Origin of the sequence: Sulfitobacter sp. 1A13368 (assembly GCF_043557275.1) — a bacterium.
Lineage (GTDB): Bacteria > Pseudomonadota > Alphaproteobacteria > Rhodobacterales > Rhodobacteraceae > Sulfitobacter > Sulfitobacter faviae.
Genome location: NZ_JBIFFR010000008.1, coordinates 137,783 through 154,493 on the forward strand (window position 1 = coordinate 137,783; position 16,711 = coordinate 154,493).

Annotated in this window: 16 protein-coding genes; 7 read left to right on the forward strand and 9 right to left on the reverse strand. The window is 63.9% G+C overall.

Features of this window, described 5'->3' with window-relative positions:
• Nucleotides 1-3 precede the first annotated feature (3 nt).
• Nucleotides 4-504, reverse strand: coding sequence for a TRAP transporter small permease subunit (locus ACGYK4_RS15730; protein ID WP_394442560.1), 501 nt, complete (start codon nucleotides 502-504; stop codon nucleotides 4-6).
• 242 nt (nucleotides 505-746) lie between these two features.
• On the opposite strand from ACGYK4_RS15730, the gene ACGYK4_RS15735 reads away from it, so the two are divergent.
• Complete coding sequence (locus ACGYK4_RS15735) at nucleotides 747-1,841, forward strand: TRAP transporter substrate-binding protein (RefSeq protein ID WP_394457304.1); 1,095 nt, start codon at nucleotides 747-749, stop codon at nucleotides 1,839-1,841.
• A gap of 285 nt (nucleotides 1,842-2,126) precedes the next feature.
• Here ACGYK4_RS15735 and ACGYK4_RS15740 read toward each other — a convergent pair whose 3' ends face one another.
• The 8 genes from ACGYK4_RS15740 to ACGYK4_RS15775 form a co-directional block, all read right to left on the reverse strand.
• Entirely contained in the window at nucleotides 2,127-3,518 is a 1,392-nt protein-coding gene (locus ACGYK4_RS15740; protein ID WP_209219229.1) for a TRAP transporter large permease subunit, read from the reverse strand.
• The gene (locus ACGYK4_RS15745) at nucleotides 3,518-4,096 is read right to left on the reverse strand and encodes a TRAP transporter small permease subunit (protein WP_067263666.1); all 579 of its coding nucleotides are present in this window, start codon (nucleotides 4,094-4,096) and stop codon (nucleotides 3,518-3,520) included. The genes ACGYK4_RS15740 and ACGYK4_RS15745 overlap by 1 nt, the downstream gene beginning before the upstream one ends.
• Before the next feature lie 141 nt (nucleotides 4,097-4,237).
• Nucleotides 4,238-5,158, reverse strand: a complete 921-nt coding sequence (locus ACGYK4_RS15750) for an isoaspartyl peptidase/L-asparaginase family protein (RefSeq protein WP_394457305.1) — start codon at nucleotides 5,156-5,158, stop codon at nucleotides 4,238-4,240.
• A complete protein-coding gene (locus ACGYK4_RS15755) occupies nucleotides 5,155-6,054 on the reverse strand; it encodes a polysaccharide deacetylase (protein ID WP_394457306.1) in 900 nt (299 codons plus the stop codon). Before ACGYK4_RS15755 ends, ACGYK4_RS15750 begins: the two co-directional genes overlap by 4 nt.
• Nucleotides 6,051-6,803 (reverse strand): SDR family NAD(P)-dependent oxidoreductase, encoded by a 753-nt coding sequence (locus ACGYK4_RS15760; protein WP_394457307.1) that lies wholly within the window; start codon nucleotides 6,801-6,803, stop codon nucleotides 6,051-6,053. The genes ACGYK4_RS15755 and ACGYK4_RS15760 overlap by 4 nt, the downstream gene beginning before the upstream one ends.
• Nucleotides 6,800-7,813, reverse strand: a complete 1,014-nt coding sequence (locus ACGYK4_RS15765) for a ketopantoate reductase family protein (RefSeq protein WP_394457308.1) — start codon at nucleotides 7,811-7,813, stop codon at nucleotides 6,800-6,802. Before ACGYK4_RS15765 ends, ACGYK4_RS15760 begins: the two co-directional genes overlap by 4 nt.
• Complete coding sequence (locus ACGYK4_RS15770) at nucleotides 7,810-8,511, reverse strand: creatininase family protein (RefSeq protein WP_394457309.1); 702 nt, start codon at nucleotides 8,509-8,511, stop codon at nucleotides 7,810-7,812. The genes ACGYK4_RS15765 and ACGYK4_RS15770 overlap by 4 nt, the downstream gene beginning before the upstream one ends.
• Entirely contained in the window at nucleotides 8,508-9,476 is a 969-nt protein-coding gene (locus tag ACGYK4_RS15775) for a GntR family transcriptional regulator (protein WP_394457310.1), read from the reverse strand. The genes ACGYK4_RS15770 and ACGYK4_RS15775 overlap by 4 nt, the downstream gene beginning before the upstream one ends.
• 187 nt (nucleotides 9,477-9,663) lie before the next feature.
• On the opposite strand from ACGYK4_RS15775, the gene ACGYK4_RS15780 reads away from it, so the two are divergent.
• The 6 genes from ACGYK4_RS15780 (at nucleotide 9,664) to ACGYK4_RS15805 (ending at nucleotide 16,694) form a co-directional block, all read left to right on the forward strand.
• Nucleotides 9,664-11,235 carry an ABC transporter substrate-binding protein gene (locus tag ACGYK4_RS15780; protein ID WP_394457311.1) on the forward strand — a complete coding sequence of 524 codons (1,572 nt, stop codon included), beginning with the start codon at nucleotides 9,664-9,666 and terminating at the stop codon, nucleotides 11,233-11,235.
• Nucleotides 11,236-11,310: 75 nt separating this feature from the next.
• Nucleotides 11,311-12,285 (forward strand): ABC transporter permease, encoded by a 975-nt coding sequence (locus ACGYK4_RS15785; RefSeq protein ID WP_394457312.1) that lies wholly within the window; start codon nucleotides 11,311-11,313, stop codon nucleotides 12,283-12,285.
• Entirely contained in the window at nucleotides 12,285-13,217 is a 933-nt protein-coding gene (locus ACGYK4_RS15790; RefSeq protein ID WP_394457313.1) for an ABC transporter permease, read from the forward strand. The genes ACGYK4_RS15785 and ACGYK4_RS15790 overlap by 1 nt, the downstream gene beginning before the upstream one ends.
• Nucleotides 13,214-14,179, forward strand: coding sequence for an ABC transporter ATP-binding protein (locus ACGYK4_RS15795; RefSeq protein ID WP_394457314.1), 966 nt, complete (start codon nucleotides 13,214-13,216; stop codon nucleotides 14,177-14,179). Before ACGYK4_RS15790 ends, ACGYK4_RS15795 begins: the two co-directional genes overlap by 4 nt.
• Complete coding sequence (locus ACGYK4_RS15800; protein ID WP_394457315.1) at nucleotides 14,176-15,201, forward strand: ABC transporter ATP-binding protein; 1,026 nt, start codon at nucleotides 14,176-14,178, stop codon at nucleotides 15,199-15,201. The genes ACGYK4_RS15795 and ACGYK4_RS15800 overlap by 4 nt, the downstream gene beginning before the upstream one ends.
• Nucleotides 15,198-16,694: a carboxypeptidase M32 gene (locus tag ACGYK4_RS15805; protein ID WP_394457317.1), complete on the forward strand. Its 1,497-nt coding sequence runs from the start codon at nucleotides 15,198-15,200 to the stop codon at nucleotides 16,692-16,694. Before ACGYK4_RS15800 ends, ACGYK4_RS15805 begins: the two co-directional genes overlap by 4 nt.
• Nucleotides 16,695-16,711: the final 17 nt, after the last annotated feature.

The window sequence follows — 16,711 nt, forward strand, 5'->3', positions numbered from 1 at the left end:
AGTTCAGGCGTCACGGGGCAGTTCCTGACGGTTAAGTACGAGTTTCAAAAATTCCGCCACGCCTTGCAGCAGCAAAAGACCGGCAGCGAGGGCCATGGCCATTTTCAGCGGATAGACCGGCAGCTGGACCGAGCCATATGTCGTCTCACCTTGGGCATAGGAGCGCATGGCGAATTCATAAGAGCGGGTGGTGAAGATCCACGCGAAGGGGAAGAAAAAGATCACATAGCCCGCCGCTTCCACCCAACGGCGCAGGCTGGGGCCAAGAGTTTCGGTGATCAGATCGACCCGCACATGGGCCTGATGGCGCAGCGCATAGCCGCCCAGCATCACGAAATAGAAGCCATAAAGTTGTTTCGTGACGTCAAAGGCCCAGCGGGTCGGGTCATTCAGCGCATAGCGCATGAAGACGTCATAGATGATGATTGCGGCGAAAATGACGGCGACGACCGACACGATGCGCCCGACGAATTCGTTCATCTGGTCGATGAATTTTATCAAGATCTGAGCCCTCCCTGGCAGCTCGCACATTATTGGCCTTTCTGCCGAAAACAAGGCAAAAGACCAATAATAATGCTGCTTTAAGTAGCACTACGTATGCGGCTTGGAGCCAAATTGTCCAGAAGGTGAGATCTCAATTTGCCTAAGCCATGGACATTTTCGAAAAGCGACGATTATCTGCTGCGCATGGCCCTCCGCGTCGACGTCGGGGGAGGCTAAGCAAATATCCGTTTGGGAGGAAAAACATGGATCGTCGTTCATTTATCCGCAAAGCAGGTGTAATGGGGGCAGGTGCCGCCGCCACGACACTTGCAGCGCCCGCTATTGCGCAGGGCAACATCACATGGCGCATGGTTACCACATGGCCCAAGAACTTCCCCGGTCTGGGTGTCGGCGCGCAGCGTCTGGCCGACCGGATCACCGCTGCCTCGGGTGGCGAGCTGACCATTCAGGTCTTCTCGGCTGGTGAGATGGTGCCCCCGCTGCAATCGCTCGACGCCGTGATCGACGGCACCGCTGAGATGAGCCACGGCGCCGCCTACTACTGGCAGAACAAGTCGCCCGCGCTGTCGTTCTTCACCGGCGTGCCCTACGGCATGACGACGCCGGAATTGACCGCATGGATGCGCTACATGGGCGGTCAGGAGATCTGGGACGAGATCTATGACCAGTTCGGCGTTCAGGGCTTCCTGTCGGGCAACACCGGCACGCAAACGGGCGGCTGGTTCCGCGATGAGCTGAAGAGCCTCGACGACGTCAAAGGTGTGCGCTTCCGGACGCCGGGCCTTGGTGGCCGCGTGTGGGAGAAACTGGGCGCGACCGTGACCAACATGGCCGCGGGCGAGATCTTCCAAGCGCTTCAGTCGGGCACGCTCGACGCTGCGGAATTCGTCGGCCCCTACAACGATCTGGCGCTCGGCTTCCATCAGGTGGCCAAGAACTACTACATGCCGTCCTTCGTGGAATCGGGTCTGGCGACCGAGCTTGTCGTCGACAAGAAGAAGTATCAGGAACTGCCTGAGAACCTGCAGGCGATCATCCGTGACGTCAGCCAAGCGGAGTACGACCAAGTCGCTGCGGACTTCTACGCCAACGATCCCCGTGCACTGAAGACCCTGCAGGAAGAGCATGGCGTAACCGTGCGCAACTTCCCCGACGATATCATGGAAGCCGGTGCCAAGGCCTCGGTCGAAGTGGTCGAAGAACTGCGCAGCAGCGACGACCCGCTGGTCAAGAAGACCGCCGAGAGCTTTGTCGAAGCGCTGAACCTCGTCCGTACCCGGACCGAGAACATCGACAGCCCCTATGTGCAGGCGCGTCAGAAGTTCTTGAAGTACTAAGCTTCGCGCTGAATGTGATTGGAAAGGCCCGGTGGAAACGCCGGGCCTTTTTCATGGGCGAACCCCAAGAAATCTGTCCCGCCCGGTGGCACACCGGGCATCGCCCTCCCTCCCCCCGGAGGGCGATTTTGCAGCGTTTCGACAGCCGGATCGGTTCGCGAGATGGGCACCGGCGCAGCCCCTTTCAGGGCTTCGATCGCCCACCAGGGAGGGCGATGCCCTTACCGCTCAATCAAAAAAGGCCCGGCGTTGCTGCCGGGCCTTTGAACGTCGAGGGGGGCTATCTCACCCCGCGATCACCTTAGGCAACCAAGTCACGATCTGCGGGAAGGCAAAGAGGATCGCAATCGCCACCACCTGCAACATCACGAAGGGCAGGATCCCTTTGTAAATCGCGCTCGTCGGCAGATCCGCCGGCGCCACCCCGCGCAGATAGAACAGCGCAAAGCCGAAGGGCGGCGTCAGGAAGGATGTCTGCAAGTTCACCCCAACCAAAACGCCCAGCCAGATCGGATCGATGTCCAGCATCAACAGCACCGGCGCGGTGATCGGGATCACGATAAAGATGATCTCAAAGGTATCGAGGATGAAGCCCAAGAAGAACATAATGATCATCACCACCGCCACCGCCGCCAAGGGGCCGCCGGGCAGGTTGCTCAGGAACTCATGCACCAGATTATCGCCGCCCATCATACGGAACACGATGGAAAAGACCGAAGCCCCCAGCAGAATGACAAAGACCATGCTGGTGATCGTGGCCGTGGCGATCATCGTCTCCCGCAGGATGCGGAAGGACAGACGCCAGCGCATGGCCGCAAGCACCATCGCCCCCACAGCACCGACAGAGGCCGCCTCGGTCGGGGTCGCGATGCCGCCGAGGATCGACCCCAGCACGGCGAGGATCAGCAAGAGCGGCGGCATCAGGGCGACAAAGAAATCCCGCACCAGTTGGCTTTTCTCATCCGCCGGAACCGGCGTCGCGGGGCAGGAGGCTGGCGCGGTCGCGGCTTTGAATAGAACGTAGCTGAGATAAAGCGAGACCAGCAAAATCCCCGGTAACAGCGCCCCGGCGAAGAGATCCCCCACAGAGACGGGCGTGGGGGCAAAGTTGCCCTTGGCCATCTGCACCTGAGAGTTAATGCCCGAAAGCATATCGCCCATGAAGATCAACACGGTGGAGGGCGGAATGATCTGCCCCAAGGTGCCGCTGGCGCAGATCACCCCGGTTGCAAGCTTGGGGTCATAGCCCGCCCGCAACATGGCGGGCAGAGAGATCAGGCCCATGGTGACAACCGTCGCCCCCACGACGCCGGTGGATGCCGCGAGCATTGCCCCCACAAGCACCACCGAAATCCCCAGACCGCCGCGCATATTGCCGAAAAGCTTGCCCATGGTCAGCAGCAGTTGCTCGGCGATCTGGCTGCGTTCCAGCATCACCCCCATGAAGATAAAGAGCGGCACGGCGACCAAGACTTCGTTGGTCATGAAGCCAATGTAGCGGTTCGGCAGCGAGCCGAAGTTCGAGGGATCGAACACGCCGAACCCCATGCCCACGGCGCCAAACAGAAGCGACACGCCCGCAAGGGTGAAAGCCACCGGAAAGCCGAGCAGCAAAAAGCCGATCACGCCAAAGAACATGAGCGCGGCGAGCATCTCGCCAATGAAAATCGGATCCATCAAACGGCTCCCTGCGGATGGTCTGCGGGGATTTGGTCCCGGCTGTATTGCATGGATTTGGGCACCAGCTCAGCATTGCCGCTGAGCACGAGGATGGAGCGGATGATCCATGCAATCCCTTGAATTGCGAGTAGAAATGCGAAGCCGATGATGAAGGCTTTGAGAATGTAAAGCCCCGGCATGCCGCCCACATTGGCCGACCCTTCCTGATAGCCCCAAGCGCGGATCACGAAGGGGATCGAATAGGTGTAGACGATCCAGCAAAAGGGCAGCAGAAAGACGATGACACCGATCAGGTCAATCAGCGCGCGGCGGGCCATGGTGGCGGGGCGGTAGAAGATGTCGACGCGCACATGGTCATCGCGCAGCAGCGCAAAACCGGCCACGGCCGTGAACATCGCGCCGTTGAGCCAGATATAAAGGTCTTGCATCCAAACGAAGCTGATCGCGAAGACATAGCGCTGCACGACCACGGTGAAACAGACCAACACGATGCCGAGTGCGAGCCATGAGAAGAGATTGCCGATGACCAAGTTCACCGCGCAGATCACCCTGGCAATTGCTGCTAAAAAACGCACCTTGTCCCCTCTCCCGTCAAGTTCGTTTGATCGTCAATCAAAGGGAGGGGACAAAATGTCAAGATTTAGATGGCGGGCGGCTCTTCCCGGCGGCATTTGTCGCCTTCCCGTGGCAGGAAGGCAACCGAAGGGCCGCGCCGCTCAATAGATACTGGTTTCGGGCGCGGTGCCTTTACGCACCATGCCGCGGTACATGCCCTGCGAGTTAAACGGCATGGCGATATTGCCCGCCGCATCCACGGCGATGATCCCGCCTGAGCCGTCGTTGGGTGCCAGATCCTGCATCACCACATGTTCGGCGGCGGTGGCCAGATCCTCGTCCGCGTGGCGCATCCGCGCGGCGATCTCCCCGGCGGCGTTCCAGCGGATGAAAATCTCGCCATGCCCGGTGGCCGAGACCGCGCAGGTCGCGTTGTCGGCAAAGGTGCCCGCGCCGATCATCGGCGTGTCGCCAACCCGGCCCGGGGCCTTGGCGGTCATGCCCCCCGTTGAGGTGGCGGCGGCAATGTTGCCCGCCGCGTCGCGCGCCACGGCCCCCACGGTGCCATGCCGCCGCGCCGGATCGTCGGAGACCTCGCCCCGGGCGCGCATCTCGAGCGTCTCCTGCAAGGCATCCCAGCGTGACTGGGTGAAGAAATAGTCACGGTCGGCGAACTCGAGCCCCGCCTGCCGCGCGATCTCCAGCGCGTTGGGGCCGATGAGGGTGACATGCTCGGTCCGCTCCATGACGGCGCGCGCCAGTTTCACCGGGTTCTTCGGCCCGAAAACACCGGCGACCGAGCCCGCGCGCCGGTCGGCGCCGTCCATCACGGCGGCGTCCATCTCCTGCACGCCCTCGGAAGTATAGACCGCGCCGTGCCCTGCGTTGAACAGCGGCTCATCTTCGAGCGCGCAGACCGCGGCCACCACCGCGTCCATCGCGCTGCCACCGTCGCGCAGTACCGCTTCGCCCGCCTCCAGCGCACGGGCGAGACCGTCGTGATAGGCGGCCTCCTTCTCGGGCGTCATGTTTTCCTTGAGGATGGTTCCGGCACCACCGTGGATGGCAAGGGAATAGGTCATTTCGGTCCTTTCAATCCGGCCTGCTCGGCGCAATAGGCGGCGATCTCGGCATGGGTGGCGATCCAACAATCGCCGCGGGATTTGATGTGGTCGATAAGCTCGTCGAGGATGAAGATGCGCGAGCGGTAGCCTGTCACATGCGGGTGCATGGTCAAGAGGAAGAGCCCGCCCTCGTCATAGGCCCCGTCGAACTCGCGCCGGAAAATGTCGAGCACATCCGCGGGCGGCGTATAGGGCCGCTGCGCGCCAAAACGGTTCATCATGAAATAGACGGCGTCGTCGCGAATCCACTCCACCGGCAGTTCCACGATCCCGGTCGCCTCGCCTTTCTCCACGATCTCATAGGGGTCGTCGTCCGAGAACAGGGAGCTGTCGTAGAGTAGCCCCATCTCGCGGGCGATCGAGAGCGTGTGGGCGCTGTAGTCCCAAGACGGCGTGCGCATGCCGACAGGGCGCGTGCCGGTGATCTTTTCCAGCGTGTCCGAGGCGCGCAGCATCAACTCGCGCTCGGCCTCCGGCGGCACCTGCGTGTTGCGCTCGTGGATCCAGCCGTGCAGGCCGATCTCGTGGCCTTCGTCGGCGAGGCTGCGCTGTTCTTCGGGGTGCAGCAAGGCAGAGACGGCGGGCACGAAGAAGCTCGCCTTCACCCCATGCCGGTCAAGGACGCGGCGGATGCGGGGGATGCCACGCCGTGCGCCGTATTCGCCCCAGCCGAGGCGCGCAATGCTTGTGCCGCCGTCGCGTAGCTCGTTGGTTTCGTGATCGCTGTCGAAACTCAGCGCCACGGCACAGCGCGCGCCGCCGGGCCAGGACTTCGGCAACAGGTTCTTCCCTGCACGGACCTGTTCGACCAGCCCGCGCCAATGCGGCTCGGCCCATTCATGCGGCTCGCTCATGCGTGGCCTCCGTCGACGGAAAGGATTTGCCCCGTGATCCAACCGGCGCGGTCGGAGCAGAGGAAGGTGACTGCGTCGGCGATGTCCTGCGCGCGGCCCAAGCGACGCATGTGGATGCCGCCGATGATTTGCTTCTGCCGCTCGGGGCCGAAGGCGTCCCATTGCTTTTCCGTCGAGGGGTTCGACAGGACAAAGCCGGGGGCCACGGAATTCACGGTGATGCCCTGCGGCCCAAGCTCCAGGGCCAGCTGCTTGGTGAGACCCACAAGCGCGTGTTTCGCCGCCGCATAGGCTTGGATGCCGGTAAGGCTGGGCTTCAGCCCCGCGCCGGAGGAAATGGTGACGATCCGGCCTGCGCCTGCCTCTTTCATCGCGGGCGCGAAACCCTGAGCACACCACATGGCGGCATCGACATTGGCTTGAAAGATCGCCTGCCAATCGGCTTCGCTGATCTCATCGAGCGGGCGGCCGACCTGACCGCGCACGCCGCCGGCGGAGGTCACCAGCCCGTCGATCCGTCCGTGCCGTTCGAGGATCTCGGCGCAGAGCGCGAGGGTCGTTTCGCGGTTGCCCAGATCGCCGCTATGCAGCGTCACGCCCTCGACCTCCAGCGGGGCGAGGCCCGCGGCGTCGATGTCCATCGCGGCCACGGTGGCCCCGGCGGCGCGCAGTTCGGACAGGATCGCGGCGCCGATGCCCTGTGCTGCGCCGGTCACGGCAAAGACCTTGCCGGTCAAATCGATCTTCATGCCGCCACCAACAGGTCGACGAGGTCGGCGGATTGTTCGCGCTTGCCGTCCTCGATGTCGTGGATAAGCTCGACCATGCGCGCCAGTGTCGGCACCGCGATGCCTGCTTCACGGCCCAAGTCGACCATGACGCCGATCTGTGCGTCGACCTCGGTCTTGCGCTTGCGCACCGCGAGGTCGCGCCAGATGCCCGAGTGGGTCTTGGCGGTCTTGCGGTTGTGGGCGATCATCTTCTCCATCGCGGCATCAATGGCGGCGGTATCGTTCTCGCGGAAGGCTTCCGGGTCGAATCCGTTGAACCCGAGGGGGGACACGCCCTCATGCGCGGCCAGTGTCATCACCTCGTGGCCAAGCGCGCGGTAGGCGGCGCGGTGTTCGTTGCGCGCCATGGCGTCGGACATGCTGTCGGGGGTGAGGGCGGTGCAGAAGAGCAGCGCGCCGTAGCCCATCTTGCCCCAGAGGTAACCCCAGATGTTGTCGGTGGCGACGGCTTCGGGTTCGACCAGGTGCAAAAGGCGATGCACCTCGGCCACGCGGTCGCTCATGCTGCCGTCCAATTCGCCCACGGCGACAGCGGCGCGGTTGCCGAAGAGGATGCGGCCGGGCTCTAGCCAGTCGGCGCCGTAGTTGACGAAACAGCCCACCGTGTTCTCGGCCCCGATGCGCGCGGCGATGACCTTTTCGTTGAGCCCGTTCTGGGCCGAGACGACATAGCCGCCCGGCGCGAGATGGGGGGCAAGCATCTCCAAAGCGGCGGCGGTATGGTGCGCCTTCACGCAGAGGAAAATGCGGTCGTATTGGCCAGTCAGTTCGTCCGGCGTGCTGGCCGGGAGGACTTGGGTAAATGCTTCGACCGGGCCTTCAATGCGCAGCCCGCTGCTGCGCATCGCCTCGACATGCTCTTCCACGACATCGACCATATGCACGGCATGACCTGCGCGGGCGAAATAGGCGCCGAGGATGCCGCCGATGGCACCGGCGCCCCAGATCAGGATCGGGGTCTCGCTCATGCCCAGTCCCCCTCGAGCTGCGCGCGGGTCTCGCGCACGGCGACCTCCCACAGACGGTCGGTGTCCGCGTCGGGCTTCTGGTAGACGCCGCCGTAGTTGCCGTCCCCGATGAGCGCGCGCACGCCGGCGGCGTTGCGGTCGCGCAAGCGGTCGAAATCGACGAAGGGTTTCCGCTCGTCCGGCAGCTCGCGGCCGGGCAGGCGGGTCCAGGGGAAATTCTCCATCCAGGACGCGTGAGAGGCGACGGGGTCGATCTCCTGCACGCAGTTCCACGTCTCGGGCGCACGCCACCAGTCATGGAAGCGGCAGCGGGCCCCTTCGTTGGCCTCCATCCACTCCATCGTGACGGGCTGCACCGGGCTGTTGCCACCATGACCGTTGACGATGAGCACGCGGCGGAAGCCGGTGGCATAGAGACTGTCGAGGATGTCGCGCAAAAGTGCCGCATAGGTCGAAAGCTTCAACGAGACCGAGCCGGGGAAACCCATGAAATAGGGCGTCAGACCGTAGGCCACGGCCGGAAACACCGGAACGCCCAGAGGTTCGGCAGCATCGGCGGCGACCTTCTCCGACAGGATCGAATCGACAGAGAGGCTGAGATAGGCGTGCTGCTCGGTGCTGCCCAAGGGGAGGACGCAGCGGTCGTCGGTCTTGAGGTATTCTTCGATCTCGAACCAATTGCTTTCGGATATCTTCATTCTTCGGCGGCCTTTGTGGATTTGAGAGAGGCCCGGCATGTCTCGATGGCGGGCAGGATTTCTGAGCGGATGGCGTGTACGTCTGGGGTGTGACGGTATTCAAAAGCGGTCTGCTCGGGGCGCAACGCGCCACGAAGGTAGTCGGCACCGGTGGCATAGATGACCACATCTGCCTCGCGCATGGCCGATGACAGGCCATTCTCGTCACGAACCTTCATGGTCAACTGCGTGACATGGGGGGCAAACCGCAGGATGCCCGCTTTCATGATCGTAACGAAGCCGGCAAAATAGGAGTAAGCGAGCGTCTTGGCGTCAGGCGGGATCGAGGCCAGCGCCACGCGGGTTGCCTCGTTGGGGATGAGTGTCAGGCCCAGCACTTCGACATTCGGCAAGATTTCTCGCGTTTTGGACAGCAGGGTTTTGGGCGCGATAATCAGGTCGATGTCCTTGGGCGGATTGGGTGCGATCTCATCCAGAACCGCGGCGTCGATCTCATCGCCCTCGGGCAGATGCTGGCGCAGTTCATCTGCATAAGCGCGGGTCGCGTCGATGAAATTGCCGACCATCAGGATGCGCAGCGGGCGCGGGCTTGCGCTGCTGGCCATGGAAATGCGCACAGCCAGTTCCGACGCGCTGACGCCACAGGATTTCGCAAGGCTCAACAGTTCAGCGATCTGTTGATCAAGCTGACGAAAGCGCCCGTCGTGGGCGCGGCTGCCACCGCCGCTGACGAATGTACCCGAGCCGACGCGCCCCTCGACCAACCCCGAGGATTGCAGCGCGGCGTAGACATTGCTGACCGTGACGGGGGAAATCTTCATCCGTGCGGCCAAAGCGCGGACCGAGGGCAGGCGCGCGTCGGAGGGCAATTCGCCCGACGCAATCCCGAATTCCAGCGCTCCGCGGAGCTGAACGGAAAGAGATACGGACGAGCTGCGATCCATCGCCTGTACGATTCGATCCATTGCCCGTTCAAATTTTGCCTGTTTGTCACTCATGTCTGTAACACTGCCTCAAAAACAGTAGCGCGACAAGCTTATATATCGGGCTTATACGGCAGGCAAAGGTTGCAATGTTACATATTTGTGTTGACCGTCACAATTATAGCTGTCTAGTGTAACTGCAAGATATAACACATGGAGGTTTTGACCAATGAAGAAGCTTACCCTGAAATCCGCCGTCGCCGCATTGGCGCTGATCGCTGCCGCGCCAGCAGCGATGGCCGCCGATCTGGTGATCGGCCTGCGCGCCGGCCCGGATTCGATTGACCCGCATTGGTCGACCTTGGGCTCGCAGGCCGAAGCCCTGCGTCACGTCTTCGACACGCTGGTGGACGTTGACGAGAAGCTGCAGCTCAAGCCCGGCCTCGCCGTCAGCTGGGAGCCGATCGACGACACCACATGGGAATTCAAGATGCGCGAGGGCGTGAAATTCCATGACGGCACCGACTTCACCGCCGAGGACGCGAAATTCTCGATCGAGCGCATCCCGCAGGTGACCGGCCCGATGCCGATGACCCTCTACACCAAATATGTCGACAGCGTCGAAGTGGTCGATGACTACACGCTGCGCGTGAAGACAAAGGGCATGGCGCCCTCGCTGCCCAACGACTTCACCCGTCTCTTCGTCGTGCCCTCTGAGACCGGCATGGAAGCGGGCAACGAGCAGTTCAACTCGGGCGAGAAGGCGATCGGCACCGGTCCCTATACCTTCGTCTCTTGGCAGCCCAAAGGCGATCTGGTGCTCGAGCGTTTCGACGACTACTGGGGCGGTCAGGCCGCTTGGGAAACCGTCACCCGTCGCGAGATCCCCGAGGACACCTCGCGCGTTGCGGCCCTGCGTTCAGGTGAGGTTGACCTCATCAACTACGTGCCCGCATCCGACTACCTCGCGATGAAGAACGACGGCGAGATCGAAACATTCGTCTCCGACTCGGTCTATATCCTCAACATCGCACCGTCGGTGAAGGACGAAGAGCCGCAGCCGATCAAGGTCAACGGCGAAGAGGTCGAGGGCAATCCGCTGCAGGATCTGCGCGTGCGCAAGGCGCTGGACCTGGCGATCAACCGCGACGTGCTCGTGAACGTGGTGCTCGAAGGTCTGGGCACGCCCGCCAATCAGCTGATGCCCGAAGGTTTCTTTGGCTACAGCCCGGAACTGGGCGAGCGCGAATATGACATCGAGAAAGCCAAGGAGCTGCTGGCCGAGGCCGGCTACCCCGAGGGTTTTGAGATCGATTTCACCTGCACCAACAACCGCGTGCCCGGCGATGCCGTGGTCTGCGAGGCGCTGGCACAGATGTGGTCGCGTCTGGGTCTTAAGGTGAACGCACAGGCGCTGAACGGCACCGTCTTCTTCCCCGCCGCCGCGCGTGAGGAATACACCATGACCATGTCCGCTTGGGGCACGCTGACCGGTGAGGCCGCCTATACCTACGGCGCGCTGGTGCACACCAAAGACCCCGAGAAGGGCTTCGGCAACTTCAACCGCGCGGGCTATTCCAACCCCGAGTTCGACAAGGTCTTCGGCGAAGGTGCCCAGACCCTCGACCCCGAAGCGCGCAAGAAGCTCTATGAAGAGGCCTCCTTCATCGCGATGGAAGACCGCGCGCTGATCCCGACGGTGATCTTGCAGACCGTCTGGGCGGCCAATGCCGACACCATCGAGATGACGCCCCGCGTCGATCAGGAAACCCGCGCCTATGCGATCACTCCGGTCGAATAAGGCTTCATAACGCACCGGGCGCCCGCTGCTTGCCGGCGGGCGCCTCTTTTTTTCAAGTCTGATGGGCGAGGTCGAATGCTCAGCTATTTTGTAACCCGGTTGGCACAGGCGGTTGTCGTGGTCTTTGCCATGTCGGTGATCGTCTTTGTCGGCGTCTTTGCTATCGGCAATCCGATCGACGTGATGATCGATCCGGGCGCCACCGCCGAGATCCGCCAGAAGCTGATCGAGCAATACGGGCTCGATCAACCGCTGGTCGTGCAGTACTGGACCTTCCTCAAGAACGTGGCCCAGGGCGATCTGGGCACCTCGATGGTCTATAACATCCCTGTCGTCGACCTTGTCTTCTCCCGCTTTCCGGCAACGCTGGAGCTGGTGCTTGTCTCGGTGCTGATCGCCGTGGGCGTGGGCATTCCCGCCGGTCTCTGGGCCGGTTACCGCCCCGAGAGCCTCGGCGCCAAGATGATCATGGCGCTGTCGGTGCTGGGCTTCTCGGTGCCGACCTTCTGGATCGGCATGCTGTTGATCATGGGCTTCGCGGTCGAGCTTGGCTGGCTGCCCTCGGGCGGGCGCGGCGACGAGGCGACGGTCTTCGGCATCACCTCCTCGCTTTTCACCCCCGACGGCTGGAGCCATGTCATCATGCCCGCAATCAACCTGTCGCTGTTCAAGATGGGCCTGATGATCCGCCTCACCCGCGCCGGCATGGTCGAGGCCATGGGCACCGATTACGTCAAGTTCGCCCGCGCACAGGGCCTGCCGGACCGGCAGATCGTCTTTCGCCACATCCTGCGCAACATCTCGATCCCAATCGTCACGGTGCTGGGGCTCGAGCTCGGCTCGACGCTGGCCTTCGCGGTGGTGACCGAGAGCGTGTTCAACTGGCCCGGCGTTGGCAAGCTGATCATCGACTCGATCCTGCAACTCGACCGGCCGGTGATGGTCTCTTACCTTATCATGGTCGTGATCCTCTTTGTCCTCATCAACCTCGTGGTTGATCTGGTCTACGCCCGACTGGACCCGCGGGTCCGCCTGAAAGGAGGCGCATGATGCCCGAGATCGTCGCTGAAAACACCATCGCCGTGCCCTCGGCCCCGCCGGTGGAGACGCGCGCCGAGCGGCTGCGCAACTTCTGGTCGGACTTCCGCGAAAGCTGGGTCGCCGTGGGCGCGCTCATCGTGATCGCCGTGCTTCTGTTCCTCTCCTTCGGCGCGCCGCTGGTCTCGCCGCAGGACCCCTACGACATGGCCGCGCTCGATTGGCTCGACGCCTTTCTGCGCCCCGGCACCGAAGGCTCGGGCGGCTATGTCCATCTGCTGGGCACCGACAACGCGGGCCGCGACATGCTCTCGGCCATTTTCTACGGGCTGCGCACCAGTTTCGTGATCGGTCTGTCCGCCGGGGCACTGGCGCTGTTGGTCGGCATCGCGGTTGGTCTCACCGCGGCCTATTTCGGGGGGCGGATCGAAGCGTTGTTGATGCGTGTCGTCGATCTGCAACTGTCGATGCCCGCGATCCTGCTGGCGCTGGTGCTGGTGGCGATGCTGGGGCAGGGGATCGCGCAGATCATCCTTGCACTGGTCGTCGCCCAATACGCCTATTTCGCCCGGACCACCCATGGCGCAGCCAAGGTCGAACGCGGCAAAGATTATATCGAGGCGGCGCGCTCCACCCCGCTGCCGACGCATCGAGTGCTCTTCAAGCACCTGCTGCCCAACGTGCTGCCGCCGCTCATTGTCGTGGCCACGGTGCAGGTGGCGAGCGCAATCGCGCTGGAGGCGACGCTGTCCTTCCTCGGTGTGGGCCTGCCGCTCACTGAACCTTCGCTGGGATCGCTGATCTCCAACGGGTTCAAATACATCCATTCGGACCGCTACTGGCTGTCGATCTATCCCGGATTGGCGCTGATGGTGACCGTTGTTGCAATCAACCTCGTGGGCGATCAGGTCCGCAAGGTGCTCGACCCGAGGAACAGCCGATGAGCGCCGCACTGGAGGTCAGGGGTCTGACCACGCAATTCAGCACCCGCAAGGGGGCCGTCACCGCCGTCAATGACGTGAGCTTTTCGGTCCAGCCGGGGCGCATCCTTGGGCTGGTGGGGGAAAGCGGCTCGGGCAAGAGCGTCACCGGTTTTTCGATCATGGGGCTCATCGATGAGCCGGGGCGGATCACCGCTGGCGAGGTTCTGGTGCAGGGCACCGACATGCGCAGCCTCAGCGCCGAGGGCCGACGCCAGATGCGGGGTCGCAATGTCTCGATGGTGTTTCAGGACCCGATGATGACCCTCAACCCGGTGCTGCGGGTGGGCGACCAGATGGCCATGGCCGTGCGCGTGCACGACAAGGTCAGCAAGGCCGCCGCATGGGACCGCGCCCGCGAGGCGCTGGAGATCGTCGGCATTCCGGCCCCCGCCGAGCGGTTGCAAGCCTATCCGCACCAACTCTCGGGCGGGATGCGCCAGCGCGTGGCGATTGCCACGGCCCTGCTGCACCGGCCTGCCGTGATCCTCGCCGACGAGCCGACCACCGCGCTCGACGTCTCTATCCAGGGCCAGATCCTCGCCGAGGTGCGGCGGCTGGCGGATGAGACCGGCACCGCCATTGTCTGGGTTACCCATGACCTCGCCGTTGTCTCCTCGCTCGCCGACGACATCGCGGTGATGTACGCAGGCCGGATCGTCGAGAGCGGCACGGCGGAGGAGGTCATCGCCCACCCGCGTCACCCCTATACGCGCGGGTTGATCGACTCGGTCCCCGGCCTGCACGAACCGGGCCGCGACCTGCCGCAGATCCCCGGCTCGACCCCGCAGCTGGCGAACCTGCCCTCTGGCTGCCCGTTCCGCCCGCGCTGCCCTCGTGCGAGCGCGGTCTGTGCGACGCTCCCACCCAATACTGGAACCGAGGCACATTCCGTCCTGTGCCACCATCCGATCGAGGCCACATGACCGATCCCATTCTGAAAATCGAGGGCGTCTCCAAGCGGTTCACCCGCAAGCCGGGGCTGGTGGTCCGGGGGCTGGACCGCCTGTCGGGGCGCGACTCCACCCAGACCGTTCATGCCGTGAACGACGTCAATCTAAGCGTCCCGCGCGGCGAGGTGCTGGGCATCGTCGGCGAGAGCGGCTGCGGCAAGTCCACCTTGGGGCGCGTTGTCTCGGGCATCTATGCGCCGAGTGAAGGCACGGTGACGCTCGAAGGCCAGCCAGTGGCGCGCGACCATCGCGGCAATGTCGACAAACTCACCACCCGCGTGCAGATGATCCATCAAGACCCCTTCGCAAGCCTCAACCCCCGCATGAAGGTGGGCGAGATCATCGCCGAAGGCCCGCGCATCCACGGGCTGATCCCGGCGCGTGAAGTGCAGGAGCGCGTGCGCAGCCTGCTTCAACAGGTGGGGCTGGAGGGCGCTTACGCCAACCGATTGCCGCACCAGTTCTCGGGCGGGCAGCGCCAGCGGGTCGCCATCGCGCGGGCCTTGGCAATGCAGCCGGAGCTTCTGGTGCTGGACGAGGCTGTCGCCTCGCTCGACGTGTCCATTCAGGCGCAGGTGCTCAATCTCTTCATGAAGCTGCGGCGCGAGTTGAACCTCACGGCGCTGTTTATCAGCCACGACCTTTCGGTCGTGCGCCACGTCTGCGACAGGGTGGCGATCATGTATCTCGGGCGCGTGGTGGAAACCGCCCCGGCGGATGAACTCTACGCCAAGCCGCTGCATCCTTATACCGAGGCGCTCTTTGCCTCCGTGCCGACCCTCGGCACCGGGCGCGCCAATTTCCACCCGATCAAGGGCGAGATCCCCTCGCCGATCAACCCGCCCAAGGGCTGCGCTTTCCATCCGCGCTGCCCGCTTGCAGGGCCGCGCTGCAAAACCGAGGTGCCGCGCCTCGTGAACCCGAAAGACAACCGCAGCGTCGCCTGCCACCTGCATGACGGGGGCACCGGCGCCGAAACAGGAGCCGCCGCATGAGCCTGACCCTGACCGACCGCGTGGGGCGGCTGAACGACGTGCTCGTCTCGGTAAACCTGCTGAACTGGGACGCCCGGGTGATGATGCCCAAGGGCGGGGCCGAGACGCGTGGGCACCAGATCGCCACCTTGATGGGCATCGCGCGTGAGATGATCCTCGACCCCGAGATGGGCAAAGCCGCCGAAGCCGTGCTCAACAGCGACGCGCCCGAGATCGAGCGCCGCGCCGCGCAATCGGTGCAGGAGGCGCGCACCCATCACGCCCGCATCCCCGCCGCCCTGCTGCGCCGACAGGCCGAGCAATCCATCACCGCCGGCGCCGCCTGGACCGAGGCCCGCCGCACCGGCGACTTCGCCCTGTTCCAGCCGCATCTGCAAAGCATCGTCGATCTGGCCCGCGAGAAGGCCGAGGCGCTCGGCCACGACGGCCACCCCTACGATCCGATGGCCGACGTTTTCGAGCCCGGCGCGACAGCGGCGCAGCTCACCCGGTTCTTCGACCAGCTCCGCCACGGCATCCGCCCGATCCTCGACGCGGCGCTCGCCCGGCCCGCGCCGCGCAGCGAGTTCCTGTTCCGCGACTATCCCGTCGCCGGCCAGCAGGCCTTTTGTGCCTATATCGCCGAGGCCTTGGGCTATGACATGGACCGTGGGCGGCTCGACACGGCGGTGCATCCCTTCGAGATTTCCATGACCCGCAACGACGTGCGGATCACCTCGCGCTGGAACCCGAACTACCTGCCAATGTCGATCTTCGGCACGATCCACGAGGCGGGCCATGCGCTCTACGAGATGGGCGCCGATCCGGCGCTCACGCGTGGGGCGCATGCGACGGACATGATCGGGCTCTACGCCGTGGCGGGCACCAGTTTCGGGATGCACGAAAGCCAGTCGCGCCTGCTGGAAAACCACATCGGCCGCTCGCCCGCCTTCTGGGCGGTGCATTACGGACGCCTGCGCGACACCTTCCCCGAGCAGTTGGGCGACGTGAGCGAAGCGGAATTCGTCGCCGCGATCAACCGCGTCTCGCCCGGCCTCACCCGGGTCGAGGCGGACGAGCTCACTTACGATCTGCATGTCATGCTGCGGGTGAAGATCGAGATGGCGCTGATGGACGGCTCGCTGAAGGTCGCCGACGTCCCCGAGGCGTGGAACGCGGCGATGCGGGATGATCTGGGACTTGAGGTGCCGGACAACGGCGCGGGCTGTCTGCAGGACGTGCATTGGTCGCACGGCTACATCGGCTCCTTCCCGACTTATACCGTGGGCAATTCGACCGCCGCGCAGATCATGGCGCATCTGGATGCCACGCAGCCCGAGGTGCGCGCGGGCGTGACGGCGGGCGACTACGCGCCGCTTCACGCGGCATTGGGCGATCTGGTCTGGCAGCATGGTCGGTCGCGCAGCCGGGCCGAGATCCTCGCGGGGATCGGGGCCGGGGCCTACGACCCGACGGCCTATCTGGCCTATCTGGAAGCCAAGTTCGGCAGGTGATGAGGGGGGCAGTTTGC

Coding starts and splice junctions, on each gene's coding strand:
- ACGYK4_RS15750 (WP_394457305.1), bottom strand. CDS start 5,158: ATGACCTATTCCCTTGCCATCCACGGTGGTGCCGGAACCATCCTCAAG.
- ACGYK4_RS15770 (WP_394457309.1), bottom strand. CDS start 8,511: ATGAAGATATCCGAAAGCAATTGGTTCGAGATCGAAGAATACCTCAAG.
- ACGYK4_RS15785 (WP_394457312.1), top strand. CDS start 11,311: ATGCTCAGCTATTTTGTAACCCGGTTGGCACAGGCGGTTGTCGTGGTC.
- ACGYK4_RS15795 (WP_394457314.1), top strand. CDS start 13,214: ATGAGCGCCGCACTGGAGGTCAGGGGTCTGACCACGCAATTCAGCACC.
- ACGYK4_RS15765 (WP_394457308.1), bottom strand. CDS start 7,813: ATGAGCGAGACCCCGATCCTGATCTGGGGCGCCGGTGCCATCGGCGGC.
- ACGYK4_RS15805 (WP_394457317.1), top strand. CDS start 15,198: ATGAGCCTGACCCTGACCGACCGCGTGGGGCGGCTGAACGACGTGCTC.
- ACGYK4_RS15760 (WP_394457307.1), bottom strand. CDS start 6,803: ATGAAGATCGATTTGACCGGCAAGGTCTTTGCCGTGACCGGCGCAGCA.
- ACGYK4_RS15735 (WP_394457304.1), top strand. CDS start 747: ATGGATCGTCGTTCATTTATCCGCAAAGCAGGTGTAATGGGGGCAGGT.
- ACGYK4_RS15740 (WP_209219229.1), bottom strand. CDS start 3,518: ATGGATCCGATTTTCATTGGCGAGATGCTCGCCGCGCTCATGTTCTTT.
- ACGYK4_RS15780 (WP_394457311.1), top strand. CDS start 9,664: ATGAAGAAGCTTACCCTGAAATCCGCCGTCGCCGCATTGGCGCTGATC.
- ACGYK4_RS15755 (WP_394457306.1), bottom strand. CDS start 6,054: ATGAGCGAGCCGCATGAATGGGCCGAGCCGCATTGGCGCGGGCTGGTC.
- ACGYK4_RS15800 (WP_394457315.1), top strand. CDS start 14,176: ATGACCGATCCCATTCTGAAAATCGAGGGCGTCTCCAAGCGGTTCACC.
- ACGYK4_RS15775 (WP_394457310.1), bottom strand. CDS start 9,476: ATGGATCGAATCGTACAGGCGATGGATCGCAGCTCGTCCGTATCTCTT.
- ACGYK4_RS15790 (WP_394457313.1), top strand. CDS start 12,285: ATGCCCGAGATCGTCGCTGAAAACACCATCGCCGTGCCCTCGGCCCCG.